At 68.2% G+C, this 12,442-nt stretch carries 10 protein-coding genes and 1 tRNA gene; 7 read left to right on the forward strand and 4 right to left on the reverse strand.

The features are described from left to right. The first annotated feature begins 42 nt into the window (after window positions 1–42). Window positions 43–933 carry an ABC transporter ATP-binding protein gene (locus AB0J95_RS03270; protein WP_364751591.1) on the forward strand — a complete coding sequence of 297 codons (891 nt, stop codon included), beginning with the start codon at window positions 43–45 and terminating at the stop codon, window positions 931–933. Then, window positions 930–2,525 carry an ABC transporter permease gene (locus tag AB0J95_RS03275; protein WP_364751594.1) on the forward strand — a complete coding sequence of 532 codons (1,596 nt, stop codon included), beginning with the start codon at window positions 930–932 and terminating at the stop codon, window positions 2,523–2,525. Before AB0J95_RS03270 ends, AB0J95_RS03275 begins: the two co-directional genes overlap by 4 nt. A gap of 87 nt (window positions 2,526–2,612) precedes the next feature. Here the strand turns inward: AB0J95_RS03275 and AB0J95_RS03280 are convergent. Next, window positions 2,613–2,686 (reverse strand) — tRNA-Arg (locus tag AB0J95_RS03280). Between the two features lie 340 nt (window positions 2,687–3,026). On the opposite strand from AB0J95_RS03280, the gene AB0J95_RS03285 reads away from it, so the two are divergent. The 4 genes from AB0J95_RS03285 to AB0J95_RS03300 are packed head-to-tail and all read left to right on the forward strand — an operon-like array spanning window position 3,027 to window position 7,004. Then, window positions 3,027–4,250 carry an extracellular solute-binding protein gene (locus AB0J95_RS03285; RefSeq protein WP_364751596.1) on the forward strand — a complete coding sequence of 408 codons (1,224 nt, stop codon included), beginning with the start codon at window positions 3,027–3,029 and terminating at the stop codon, window positions 4,248–4,250. Then, entirely contained in the window at window positions 4,250–5,281 is a 1,032-nt protein-coding gene (locus AB0J95_RS03290) for an ABC transporter ATP-binding protein (RefSeq protein WP_364751599.1), read from the forward strand. Before AB0J95_RS03285 ends, AB0J95_RS03290 begins: the two co-directional genes overlap by 1 nt. Beyond that, entirely contained in the window at window positions 5,278–6,174 is an 897-nt protein-coding gene (locus AB0J95_RS03295; RefSeq protein WP_364751602.1) for an ABC transporter permease subunit, read from the forward strand. Before AB0J95_RS03290 ends, AB0J95_RS03295 begins: the two co-directional genes overlap by 4 nt. Next, window positions 6,171–7,004, forward strand: a complete 834-nt coding sequence (locus AB0J95_RS03300) for an ABC transporter permease subunit (RefSeq protein ID WP_364751605.1) — start codon at window positions 6,171–6,173, stop codon at window positions 7,002–7,004. Before AB0J95_RS03295 ends, AB0J95_RS03300 begins: the two co-directional genes overlap by 4 nt. On the opposite strand, the gene AB0J95_RS03305 is transcribed toward AB0J95_RS03300, so the two are convergent. The 3 genes from AB0J95_RS03305 to AB0J95_RS03315 all read right to left on the reverse strand — a co-directional run bounded on the left by AB0J95_RS03305 (window position 6,973) and on the right by AB0J95_RS03315 (window position 10,882). Continuing rightward, entirely contained in the window at window positions 6,973–7,530 is a 558-nt protein-coding gene (locus tag AB0J95_RS03305) for a GNAT family N-acetyltransferase (RefSeq protein ID WP_364751607.1), read from the reverse strand. The two genes, AB0J95_RS03300 and AB0J95_RS03305, sit on opposite strands and share 32 nt — an antisense overlap. Before the next feature lie 33 nt (window positions 7,531–7,563). Next, a complete protein-coding gene (locus AB0J95_RS03310) occupies window positions 7,564–8,484 on the reverse strand; it encodes a M28 family metallopeptidase (protein ID WP_364751609.1) in 921 nt (306 codons plus the stop codon). Window positions 8,485–9,175: 691 nt separating this feature from the next. Beyond that, a complete protein-coding gene (locus AB0J95_RS03315) occupies window positions 9,176–10,882 on the reverse strand; it encodes a hypothetical protein (protein WP_364751611.1) in 1,707 nt (568 codons plus the stop codon). A 269-nt stretch (window positions 10,883–11,151) separates the two neighbouring features. Here AB0J95_RS03315 and AB0J95_RS03320 point away from each other — a divergent pair, with 269 nt between their 5' ends. Next, window positions 11,152–12,438, forward strand: a complete 1,287-nt coding sequence (locus tag AB0J95_RS03320; protein WP_364751614.1) for a helix-turn-helix transcriptional regulator — start codon at window positions 11,152–11,154, stop codon at window positions 12,436–12,438. The last annotated feature ends 4 nt before the right edge of the window (window positions 12,439–12,442 follow it).

A 12,442-nucleotide genomic window follows, 5' to 3' on the forward strand; every position in this document is an offset into this window, starting at 1 on the left:
CTTAACTTCATGATTTTGTGAAACAAGCGTAGCGTCTGCGCCATGACACCTGCGATATCCGTGTCCGGCCTGGTCAAAACGTTCGGCCGGACGCGTGCGCTCGACGGTCTGGATCTGACCGTCACCACTGGGGAAGTACACGGCTTCCTGGGCCCGAACGGCGCCGGCAAGTCGACCACGATCCGGGTCCTGCTGGGCCTGCTGCGCGCCGACAGCGGCACAGCCCAGCTGCTCGGCGGCGACCCCTGGGGGCAAGCCGCCGAACTGCACCGCCGGCTGGCCTACGTGCCCGGCGACGTGACGCTCTGGCCCACCCTGTCCGGCGGCGAGGTCATCGACCTGCTCGGCCGGCTGCGCGGCGGCCTGGACGTCAAGCGCAAGACCGCGCTGCTGGAACGGTTCGAGCTGGACCCGGCCAAGAAGGGCCGCACCTACTCCAAGGGCAACCGGCAGAAGGTGGCCCTGGTCGCGGCCCTGGCCTCGGACGTGGAGCTGCTGATCCTCGACGAGCCGACCTCGGGCCTGGACCCGTTGATGGAGGCCGTGTTCCGCGAGTGCATCACCGAGGAGAAGGGCAACGGCCGCACCGTGCTGCTGTCCAGCCACATCCTGTCCGAGGTCGAGGCGCTGTGCGACCGGGTCTCGATCATCCGCAACGGCCGCACGGTCGAGACCGGCACGCTCAACGAGCTGCGCCACCTGACCCGCACCTCCATCAACGCCGAACTGGCAACCGCGCCAACGGGTCTGGCGCAGCTGCCGGGCGTGCACGACCTGTCCACGCGAGACACGACGGTCAAGTTCGAGGTGGACACCTCGGAGCTGGACGCCGTGCTCAAACACCTGTCGGCGGCCGGGATCCGGTCGCTGACCAGCCAGCCGCCGACCCTGGAGGAGCTGTTCCTCCGGCACTACGAGGACGACCTGCGATGAGCACGCTCACCGGCACATTCTCGTTGGTGCGCCTGGCATTGCGGCTCGACCGGGTCCGGCTGCCGATCTGGGTCCTGGTCACCGTCGTGACCGCGTTGAGCACCGCGAGCGCGTTCAAACAGCTGTACCCGGACGAGGCGTCCCGCCAGCGGGTCGCCGCGTCGATCGGCAGCAATCCCGCGCTGCTGGCCATCTACGGCCCGATCTACGACACCTCGCTGGGCGCGGTGACGATGTGGCGGCTCGGGATCATCGGAGCTCTGCTGGCCGGCCTGATGAGCATGCTCACCATCAACCGGCACACCCGGCAGGACGAGGAGGCCGGGCGGCTGGAACTGATCGGCGCCACGGTCGTCGGCCGGCACGCGCCGATGGCGGCCGCGCTGGTCGTCACGATCGGCGCGAACATCGTGCTGGCCCTGCTCACCGGGCTCGGCCTGGCCGGGCAAGGCCTGCCGGTGGGCAGCTCGCTCGCGGCCGGGTTCGCGTTCGCCGGGCTGGGCGTCGTACTCGCCGCGGTCACGGCGGTCGCCGCTCAGCTGAGCGAGAACGCCCGCACGGTCAACGCGATCGCGGGCACGGTCTTCGGGGTCGCGTTCGTCCTGCGGCTGGTCGGGGATGCCAGCGGCGCGGACGGGCCGGGCTGGCTGACCTGGCTCTCCCCGGTCGGCTGGATCGAGAAGACCCGGGCCTACGCGGGCGACAGGTGGTGGGTGATCGGCATGATGGCCGTCACCGCGATCGTGCTTTTCGTTGTGGCGTATGCCCTTGTCGGCCGCCGCGACCTCGGCGCCGGGCTCGTCCCGCCGCGCCCGGGACCCGCGGACGCCGGCGCCTCGCTCAACGGCGTGTTCGGTCTGGCGTGGCGGTTGCAGCGGTGGTCGCTGGCCGGCTGGGCCTTCGGGTTCGCCGTGATGGGGTACGCGATGGGCAGTGTCGCCAGCGGCGTGCTCGACCTGTTCAAGGACGACCCGCAGATGACCAAGATGATGCAGCAGCTCGGCGGGGTGTCGACGCTGATCGACGCGTTCATGTCGGCGATCATGGGCATCGTCGCGCTGGTGGTCTCGGTCTACGCGGTGCAGGCGACGCTGCGGATGCGCGCCGAGGAGACGAACTTCCGCGCGGAACCGTTGCTGGCCACCAACACCGGCCGGATCCGCTGGGCGGCAAGCCATCTGGTGTACCCGCTGGTCGGCTCGGCGGTCATGCTGACGCTGGCCGGGCTTGGCGCGGGCATCGCGTACGGCATCGAGATCGACGATGTCGGCGGACAGGTCGGCTCGGTGCTCGGCAATGCGTTGGTACAGCTGCCTGCCACGCTCGTGGTGGCCGCGATCGCGCTCGCTTTGTTCGGTCTGGCACCGAGGTTCGTGATCCTCAGCTGGGCCGCGCTGACCGTGTTCGTGCTGCTCGGCCAGCTCGGGCCGATCCTGCAGGCGCCGCAGTGGCTGATGGACGTCTCGCCGTTCACGCACGTGCCGAAGCTGACCCAGCAGGTCAGCGCCGGTCCGCTGATCTGGTTGTCCGTGGTGGCAGTGGTTCTCGGCGTCGTCGGGCTGGTTGGCCTGCGGCGACGCGACATCGGCTAGACAGTTGTGTGGGGACGGGAGCACGGCCCCGTCCCCACCAGCACCCCACTGTTCAGTTCTCCACCAGACCCACCCGTGCTGGGCCGGCGTCCCCGCGAGGAGTCGAACCCCGGACCTTGGCGGCCGTAACGCCACGCTCTATCCAGCTGAGCTACGAGGACATTTAAAAAGCCGCCGACTCGAATTAACGAATCGGCGGCTCACGCATGTGAGCGACAATTACTCACATACCGAGCCACTCCTGACCTGCGGGAACGAACCAGTCGCGGTCGTCATCCGCACGTCGGCCGACGCTGCACCAGATGTTCATCGGACCCTCTCCCCTCGGTTCTGACAGCACTAATTCTGCCGAAATCCCCGGTGCGCGTCCAACGATTTATCGCTCAGCGAACACCCCGCCGGCGCCACCCGGCCCATTGACAGCAGCGGTAGGATGTAACAGATGTAAACGTATTCATCCGATGATTCCCCGAGGGCGGCACCGACGCCGCGAGGAGGGCCATGAGGACGAAGCTGTTACTGGCCATCTGTTGTGCCGCACTGTTATCGGCCTCCTGCGGCGCCCCCGAGCAGAAGCAACCCGCGCAGGGCGACCAGTCCCAGTCCAGCGCGGCCGCCGAGCCGGTCAGGAAACCCAGCCAGCCGGTGAAACTCACCGTGGCGGACGTCGCGGGCAACCTGCAGCTGACCCAGAAGGCGATCGAGAAGTTCCGGGACGACCACAAGGACCTGATCTCCAGCGTGGAGTTCACCAGGTCCACCGCCCCCGAACTGCCGGGCAAGATCGACGCCCAGCAGCAGGCCGGCCGGGTGGAGATCGACCTCGTTCTCACCGGGACCGATGCGTTGGCGGCGGGCGCATCGAAGAACCTGTGGGAGAAGGTGGCCGACAACGCCCGGCCGGTGCTGGGGTCCTTCGAGGACACCCTGCAGGAACCGGCCCAGCGGATGCAGAAACTGGCCGCGGGTAACGGCGTCATCGTCGTGTACTACCCGTCCGGCCCGCTGATCGAGTACAACCCGGCGACCGTGCCCAACCCGCCGAAGTCCGCGCAGGAGCTGCTGGACTACGCGAAGGCACACCCGAACAAGGTGATGTACGCGCGGCCGGCGAACTCCGGGCCGGGCCGCACGTTCCTGATGGGCCTGTCGTACCTGCTGGGGGACAAGAACCCGAAGGACCCGGCGGGCGGCTGGGACAAGACCTGGGCGTACCTGGCCGAGCTGGGCAAGTACGTCGAGTACTACCCGGCGGGCACCTCGGCGGTGTTCAAGGAGCTTTCCCAGGGGACGCGCGACATCGTGCTGTCCACCACTGGCTGGGACATCAACCCGCGCGCGCTGGGCCAGGTGCCCAAGGACATGAAGACCGGTGCGCTGCAAGGGTTCCACTGGGTCGCGGACGCGCAGTACATGGTCGTCCCCAAGGGCGTCTCGCCGGAGAAGCGCTATGTGCTGTACGAGCTGATGAAGTACATGCTCACCAAGGAGGCCCAGGCGCAGACCTACGACCAGGGCTACTTCTACCCGGGCCCGGCGGTCAAGGACGTGCCGTTGTCCATGGCGCCCGCGGACTCGCAGAAGGCCATCTCCGAGTTCGGCCGGCCGGAGTACGCGGACCTGATCGCCAACAACCCGATCGAGACCCCGTTGGACGCCACCGCGATGGTGTCCGCGTTCGAACGGTGGGACCGGGAGATCGGCGGAAGCAAGGTGAAGAAGTAGTGCCACGGATCACGTCGCTCGAACTGTCCGGCGTGAGCCGGCGGTTCGGGCATGTGACCGCGCTGGACGGGCTGAGCCTCACCATCACCGGGGGTGAGTTCATCGCGCTGCTCGGCCCGTCCGGCTGCGGCAAGTCGACGGCGCTGAACTGCCTGGCCGGCCTGCTGCCGTTGACCGCGGGCACCATCACGCTGGACGGCAAGCGGGTCGACACCCAGCCGGCCGAGAACCGCGGTTTCGGCATGGTGTTCCAGAACTACGCGTTGTTCCCGCACCTCACGGTGGAACGGAATGTCGCTTTTGGACTCCGCATGCGGAAGGTGCCGCGTGCGGAGATCGCCTCGCGGGTGGCCACGGCGCTGTCCATGGTGCATCTTTCGCACCTGGCTCGCTCGCATCCCGGTCAGCTGTCCGGTGGGCAGCAGCAACGGGTCGCGATCGCGCGGGCGATCGTCCTGGAACCGCCGCTGGTGCTGATGGACGAACCATTGTCCAACTTGGACGCGAAGCTCCGCCTGGAGATGCGCACCGAGATCAAGCGCCTGCACCAGGAGCTGGGCCTCACGACCATCTACGTGACCCACGACCAGGAGGAGGCGTTGTCGCTGGCGGACCGGCTGGTGCTGATGAAGGACGGGCAGGTCCAGCAGATCGGCCGACCTGAGGAGCTGTACCTGGAGCCGGTGTCGCCGTTCGTCGCGGACTTCATGGGCTTCCGCAACCGGATCACCGGGACCAGTGGCCCGGACGGCTTCGTCGCCGACGACATCCGCCTGACCGGCCGGTCCACGGTCACCGGCGCCGCGATCGCCATGTGCCGCCCGGAGGACCTCCGGGCGGGCATCACGACGAACGCGCTGGAGGTGACGGTCGAGGTGGTCGAGTACCACGGCCGCCAGTTCCTGCTGGAGGTCCGAACTCCGTCCGGTCAGGCGCTGCACGCCGTCTCCGCCGAGCCGATGTCCCCCGGTGACAAGGTGAAGATCGGCATCGACCCGGAACGCCTGCTGATCTTCGGCGAGGAGACATGACGGCCACGGTGGTGCAGCCGTCGTTGCGGCTGCGGCTGGCCGAACGGGGTGTGGATCTCCGGTTGTTGCTGGCCGTGCCCGCGGTGGTCGTCGTCCTCGTGCTGTTCGTCTACCCGTTCGTGTTCGGGATCCGGCTCTCCCTGTCGCCGCAACGGTTCACCAACCCGTTCGACAACTACCGCGCCTTCTTCTCCGACCCGTACTACTACAGCAGCCTGCTGAACACACTGGTCATCGCGGTCCCGGCGACCTTCGTCAACGTGTTCGCGGCGGTCCCGATCGCCGTGCGGATGCGGCGGGCCTTCCGCGGCCGCAGGCTGCTGGCGGCCGCGCTGGTCGTGCCGGTCAGTCTGGGCACGGTGTTCCTCGCGGACGGCATGCTGAACGTGCTGGGCCCGGCGGGCTGGCTGAACAAGGCGTTGCTGGGGCTCGGGCTCATCGACGACCCGATCCGGCTGACCAACAACTGGTGGGGTGTCTTTCTTTCCCTTGTGGTGAGCGGGTTCCCGTTCGCGTTCCTGCTCATGCTCGCGTACGCCTCGGGGATCGACCCCTCGCTGGAGAACGCGGCCGCCACGCTCGGCGCCAACCGAAGTCAGCGCTTCCGGTACGTGATCTTCCCGCTGCTCCTGCCCGGTGCCGCGGTCACGTTGTGCCTGAACTTCGTGATGGCGTTCTCGGTGTTCCCCTCGGCCGTGCTGCTCGGTGATCCCTCCGGGTCGTCGCGGGTGCTCGCGCTGATCGCGTACCAGGAGGCGCAGGAGCGGCTCGACCCGTCGATGGGGTCGGCGGTGGCGATGCTGCTTGCCGCGGCACAGCTCATCTTCGTCGTGCTGGTGCTGGGCGCGCGGTCGTTGCTGTACACGGGGCCGGCCACGGGAGGCAAGGGATGAGGAAAGTCGTCTTGTCGCCCAGTGGCTGGCTCACCTGGGCGGGAGTGGCCGTTTTCCTGACGTTCGTGACGTCGCTGATCGTCGCGGTCGTGGTCAGCTCGTTCGGCACGGTCTGGCTCGGCACTTGGCTGCCCGCCGGGTTCACCGGGAAGTGGTGGGAACAGACGTGGTCGGAATTCGGCCTGGGCAACACCCTCCTGGTCACCCTGGAGGTCGCGCTGCTCGTGGTGCTGATCTCCGTACTGCTCGGGGTCCCCGCCGCGTACGTGCTCGCGCGCAGAACGTTCCCCGGCAAGAAGATCGTCAGCCTGCTGCTGCTCCTGCCGTTGCTGGTACCGCCGATCACCTACGGCATCCCGCTCGCGACCCTGCTCTACCAATGGGGTCTGGGCGGCAACATGACCGGTGTGGTGCTGGCGAACCTGGTGCCGTCACTGCCTTTCGTCGTGCTGACCATGACACCGTTCGTGGAACAGGTCGACCGGCGGGTGGAGGACGCGGCCAGGACCCTGGGGGCGGGCACGCCGAGGATCATGTTCAGCGTGCTCGGACCGTTGCTGCTGCCCGGGATCCTGGCCGGCGCGGTGATGGTGCTCGTGCGCACGGTGGGCATGTTCGAGCTGACGTTCCTCACCTCGGGCGCGGACAGCGAGACCCTGGTGGTGGCGCTGTACGCGGCCAAGAGCGGGGCGGGGATCCGCGCCGACCAGACCGTGGACGCGATCGCGGTGGTCTACATGCTGTCCACGGTCCTGCTGCTGCTCGTCGCGTTGCGGTTCGTCAACCCGACCCAGCTGGTCACGCGGGTGAAGGAGGCCGCGAACGACTAGCGCCGGGCCACGGCTCCAGCACGATGCCGTCCTGCTCCACGGTCTCCTCCTGGTGGTAGATGGACAACCCGCGCGCCTCGTAGTTCTTGATCGCGTGCGGACCGTCCAGAGTGCACGTGTGCAGCCAGACCCGTTGCGTGCCAGGCACTTCCCAGGCCCGGCGGAGCACCTCGGTGAGCAGGTGCCCGCCGAGGCCCCGGCCGATGAACGACGGCACCAGCCCGAAGTCCTTGATCTCCACCTCGCCGTCGCCCGGCAGCAGCAGCCCGTACCCAGCGGGCGTGCCACGCACCCACGCCACCCAGGTCTGCTGGTTCGTGCTGGTCAGGAAGTCGTACCACTGCTGCCACGTCCAGTCGCGGCGTTTGGTCCAGTACCAGTCGCTGCCCACGGCGGCGTACAGGTACTGGTTGAACTCCGGTGAGATCTCCTCGGCCCGGACCACCCGCACGTCGATGTCCGGTTTCCGGGCCGGGCGCAGCTGGTCAGGGCTGGTCTGCTGGAGGTAGAACGTGGTTGCGAGCACGCGGCCAGTTCACCACGTGCCCGCAAGCCGGTGTCACGCGCCTATCAGCGAATACAGCGCGTACGCGATCACGTCGGTGTGCCGGTCCAGCGAGGTCACGTTGATGTTGCCCGACGTGTCACAGGCCTGGTGGTAGCACCGGTCGAACGCGACATTCGCCTGACCGCCCCACTTCTGCGCCTGCGCGGCGGTCTTGCGCACCTCGGCGCCGCTGAACGTGCCACCGGTCGGGATGCCGGCGCGGGCGAACGCGGCGTGGTCGGACCGGCCGCCGACGCTGGTCAGCTCGGTCGGCACGCCCTTGGCCGCGAACCCGGCCTCGAGCAGGTCCTCGATCGCCAGCGACCCGCTGGGCTGGCCGGAGCTGGAGTAGACGAAGTAGCCAGGGTTGGGTGAGCCGGTCATGTCGAAGTTGACGTACGCCTTGATGACCGACTTCTGCGCGCTGGTCAGGCTGTTGACGTAGAAGGTGGACCCGACCAGGCCCAGCTCCTCCGCGCCCCACCAGCCGAACCGCAGGTGCTTGGCCGGCCGGACGTTCTGCCGGGCGACGGTGAGGGCGACCTCGAGCAGACCGGCGCTGCCGGAGCCGTTGTCGTTGATGCCCGGGCCGCGGGTCACGCTGTCCAGGTGCCCACCGGCCATGATCACCTGGCTGGCGTCGCCGAACGGCCAGTCCGCGATCAGGTTGTAGCCGGTGGCGCCGCTGTTGGTGAAGGTCTGGATGCGGGTCTGGTAGCCGGCCGCGTCCAGCTTGGCCTTCACGTAGTCGACCGAGGCCTTGTGGCCGGGGCGGCCGTGTGCGCGGTTGCCGCCGTTGGCGTTGGCGATCCGCTGGAGTTCGTTGAGGTGCGCCTGGACGTTCGCCACGGGAATGTCCGGCGCTGCCAGTGCCGCTTGCGCCGGGCTGATGGTGAGCCCGGTGACGAGCAGCAGGGCGGCGAGGAGCTTCATGGGTTCCTCCTGAATGTGCCGTTCGCAGGGGTTTGACGGCTTCGTTCCATTCAGGGGGACGCATGAGTCCGCCGGTACCCGCCGTTCGTCTGGCCCGGTTTCCCACCTGTGGACAACTCTGTGGATAACCGGGTCGAGCTGTGGATTGCCGGACCCGATCCCGAGGCAGAAGTTATTGGGACTGTGGATGATCGGCCTGTACACACACTGTGGACAACTTCGCCGAAATGATCGTCCACATGAGACAAACAGGGTACTGGTCCAGATGGCGTAACCCGTTCCCTGTTTTCGCCACGACGGGCCGCGAATGGAAACAGCCCGGCCCGGGCGTCCCCTGCCCGGGCCGGGCTGTTTCAGCGGCGTCACGACGGTGACACTCACGTCGCGATTCCCCGTCGAACTGATCGCTGCTCACGGGGCGACGGACCTTCCCACCCGGGGCGGGAAGCCGGTGATACCCCCAATCGACCACCGGCTCGCCGCCGCGGCTTTCCGTCTGTTAGATCATGAACGAGCGCGGGGGGAAACCACAGTGGTTGCTCGTCGCCCGCGCGTGAGGAAACGGGAAACACCGGTCCTGGGCGGCATGCCACGCTACCAGGTGGCTGTTGTGGTTGGGGCGATTCGATTCGCGCGCCTGTCCACAGTAGACATGGGGGGCCGGGAGCGCTGCTCGACCGGCCCCCGGACGCTACTGTTTCCCCGGCCGTCGCCGGGTCGCCAGGACCAGGCCGATCCCCAGGATCAGGGCCGCCACCGCGAACAGCATCGGCTGCTGCAGGTTCGCCCCGGTGTGCGCCAGTCCCTTGGCCTGCGGCGCCGGATCGGTGGTCGCCGGCGTCGTCTGGGTGGTGCTGCTGGACGAGGAAGCCGGCTGTGTGCTGGTGGACTGCGACGAGGTCGATGTGGATGTGGACGTCGAAGTGGGAGACGTCGGCGAGGTGGGGGAAGTCGGCGAAGTCGGTGGCGTCGGCTTGGTGCCGCAGTCGGCCGGTGGAGCCGGGATGACCGGGACCTGGCCGGTGCCCTTGAAGACCCGGAAGACCCGAGACGACACCTCGCCCTCCACGACATGGACATCGCGGTCCGGGTTCTCCTGGCGCATCATCCAGCCGTCGGGCGGGTACATGTAGAGCGGCAGGGTTCCCCACAGGCCCGCGGGCACGTGGTCGAACACGAACTTGCCGTTCGAGTCGGTCACCCGCTCACCCAGCTGGCAGAACCGCTTGTCCAGCAGGACGACCTTGACCCCGGGCACGGGCTCGTCGTCCGCCCCGGACTGATAGACCATCGACCCCTCGAGCCCGCCGAACCCGCCGGGCACGTCGACGTTGTCCTCCCACTCCGGGTTGTTGAGGTAGTCCAGCATGCCGGCGTACCCGAAGTTGCAGTTGACCTTCAGGTCGCCTGCCGCCTGGGCGGCGGGCAGCACGACGTCGGTGATCTTGATGATCGTCGTGCCCGGCCGCAGGATCACACCCTCCCGGTCCGTCGACAGGTCGCCCCAGCCCGGGCCGTGGCCGAACAGCGCGTAGTCGTCCCCGAGGGTGTTGCAGTTGGCGGTGACCTTGTAGATCGGGAAGTCGGTCTTGTTGTTGAACGTCGCCGTGAGGTGCGCGGTGTCGCCGACCCGGTACTGGCGCTCGTCGAACGTGATCGCCGCACTCAGCAGGTCCTTCATCGGCCGCACCATCCGCACCCTCAGGTCGGAGGTACCCGCCTTGGTGAGCCGGAACCGCGGGCCGGTCGTCGTCCAGCCATTGGTCTCGGTCGGTTCGATGGCGTACTCGACCGTGGGGAGGGTCATGGCGAAGTGGCCGGTGTCGTCCGCCGCGGTCTCGTAGTCCTCCCAGCCGCCGTAGTAGCCCACGGTCACCTTCGCGTTGGGCTGCTCCTCACCCGGGTCGAACCGGGCGTTGGTGTTGCGGTCCGCGTAGGCGATGCCGCTCACGACGCCGTACGTCTTGGTCACCGGAACGTCGGAGTAGTAGTGGGTGAGGTTGTGGCCGGTGACGTCGGTGAACAGGTCCCCGGCGAGGCTGACGTCCGTGCCTTCGGCGCTGGGGTTGCGCCCGTTGAGGGTGAAGGTCCGGCTCTGACCGGCGTGCAGGGTGCCGCCGGTCGAGTAGGTGCCGAACTCGGCCCAGTCGTCGAGGGAGTACCTCAGCTGGGAGCCCGACACGAAGTCCTTGACCCTGATCTTCTCCAGGTCTGCCGAGCTGGTGTTGGTCAGCGTGACCGTGGCCGTGAGGGGGTCACCGGACTCGTAGACCGTCTTGTCCCACACGATCTTCACGTCGATGGGGGCATCCTGCTGGGCGGCGGCCGGTACAACGGGCATGGCCAGGGCGATGGTGGCCAGGAGCGCGCCGATGCGCGCGAACGGTCTGCTGATCAAGACTGCACCCCGGATCGTGAAGGACGACGGTCCGAAGTGGTGGCCGGCGGGCGTGCCCCGCCGACCTTCCCCCCACATGGACCAGACCAGTGTGTGCAGGCTGCCACGACCCCCCTCCTGCTGTCACTAGCAAGAGTGAAAATCGTCACTCGTGGTAGTCTGTCTTGCTCCCCGCTGTGTCCGGATACAGGATGCGATGAAGACCAACGCACGCGCTAGGCGTTGAATGTCGACTCGGGGCTAGGAAACGGGCAACACCTGGGGTGAGCATGGACGAGGGGTCCAGACTGTTCGCGGAGCAGTTGCGGCGTACTCGATTGGCCGCCGGACTGTCGCTGTCGGAACTGGCCAAACGTGTCCACTACAGCAAGGGATATCTCAGCAAGATCGAGACCGGGGCGAAGGCCGCCGGGATCGACCTGGCCCGTCGGTGCGACGCGGCGCTCGGCGCGGAGGGCATGCTCACCGCGCTGATCACCCAGCCCGGCACGGCCGCCACCAGGCCCGACAGCCCGGAAGAGGCGTGGACGGGCGAGGTGTGGATGATGAACCTGGACTCCGGGGGTTCGACCTGGTTCAACCCGGTGCGCCGCCGTGACGCCCTTGCCTCCGGTGCGGCGCTGCTCACCCTCGGCCTGACCGAGCGGCGGGCCTCCGCGGCCGTGCAGGACGAGTCCAACCTCCAGGCGTTCCAGGCGATCTTCGAGCAGCACCGGAAGATCGGCCAGACGATGAGCCCGGTGATGGTGCTGCCCTCGTTGATCGCGCAGACCCACACGTTGCGCGAGCTCGCCATGGTCGCCAAGGGCCAGACCCGCGAGCGGTATCTCCGGCTGGCCTCGCGGTACGCCGAGTACACCGGCTGGATGACCCAGGAGACCGGCAACGACAAGGCCGCGCTCTGGTGGACCCGCACCGCCGTGGAGATGGCCGGCGCCGCGGGAGACCACGACGTGGCCGCGCACAGCCTGGTCCGGCACGCCCTGATCACCCTCTACCGCGAGGACGCGGTCCAGACCATCGAGCTCGCCCAGCAGGCGCAGGCCGACGCCAAGGCGCCCGCCCGGATCCGCGGTATGGCCGCGTTACGCGAGGCCCAGGGGCACGCGCTGGCCGGCGACGACCGCAACTGCCGGTCCACGCTGGACCGCGCCGTGCAGCTGCTCGAGTCGGTCGGCGCCTCGGACGGCATGGTCCTCGGCACGACCTCGATCACCTCGATGGGCCCGCTGGTGACCGCCTGGTGCCTGTATGACCTGGGCAGGCCCGGCCAGGCCGCCGAGCTGCTCGACACCAACCTGACCCCCGCGATGGGCCGCCGGGCGCACACCCGGTTCGGGGCCCGCCGCGCCCTCGCGCACGCCGCGGCCGGTGAGATCGACCAGGCCTGCGTGCTCGCCGAAGACGTGCTGGACAGCGCCGAGCTGGTGGACTCGGCGACCATCCGGTTCGACCTGCGCCGGCTCGCCCGTACGCTGGCCAGGTGGTCATCCCACAAACCAGTTCGTGAGCTCCAGCCCCGGTTGACCTCGGCGCTGCACGCGCCGGTTTCATAACCAC

Source organism: Actinocrispum sp. NPDC049592, assembly GCF_040675465.1.
In the GTDB taxonomy this organism is placed as follows: domain Bacteria; phylum Actinomycetota; class Actinomycetes; order Mycobacteriales; family Pseudonocardiaceae; genus Kibdelosporangium.

Excerpts from the sequence above, each read along its gene's own strand:
- AB0J95_RS03270 (WP_364751591.1), top strand. The coding sequence starts at position 43 with ATGACACCTGCGATATCCGTGTCCGGCCTGGTCAAAACGTTCGGCCGG.
- AB0J95_RS03275 (WP_364751594.1), top strand. The coding sequence starts at position 930 with ATGAGCACGCTCACCGGCACATTCTCGTTGGTGCGCCTGGCATTGCGG.
- AB0J95_RS03285 (WP_364751596.1), top strand. The coding sequence starts at position 3,027 with ATGAGGACGAAGCTGTTACTGGCCATCTGTTGTGCCGCACTGTTATCG.
- AB0J95_RS03295 (WP_364751602.1), top strand. The coding sequence starts at position 5,278 with ATGACGGCCACGGTGGTGCAGCCGTCGTTGCGGCTGCGGCTGGCCGAA.
- AB0J95_RS03300 (WP_364751605.1), top strand. The coding sequence starts at position 6,171 with ATGAGGAAAGTCGTCTTGTCGCCCAGTGGCTGGCTCACCTGGGCGGGA.
- AB0J95_RS03310 (WP_364751609.1), bottom strand. The coding sequence starts at position 8,484 with ATGAAGCTCCTCGCCGCCCTGCTGCTCGTCACCGGGCTCACCATCAGC.
- AB0J95_RS03320 (WP_364751614.1), top strand. The coding sequence starts at position 11,152 with ATGGACGAGGGGTCCAGACTGTTCGCGGAGCAGTTGCGGCGTACTCGA.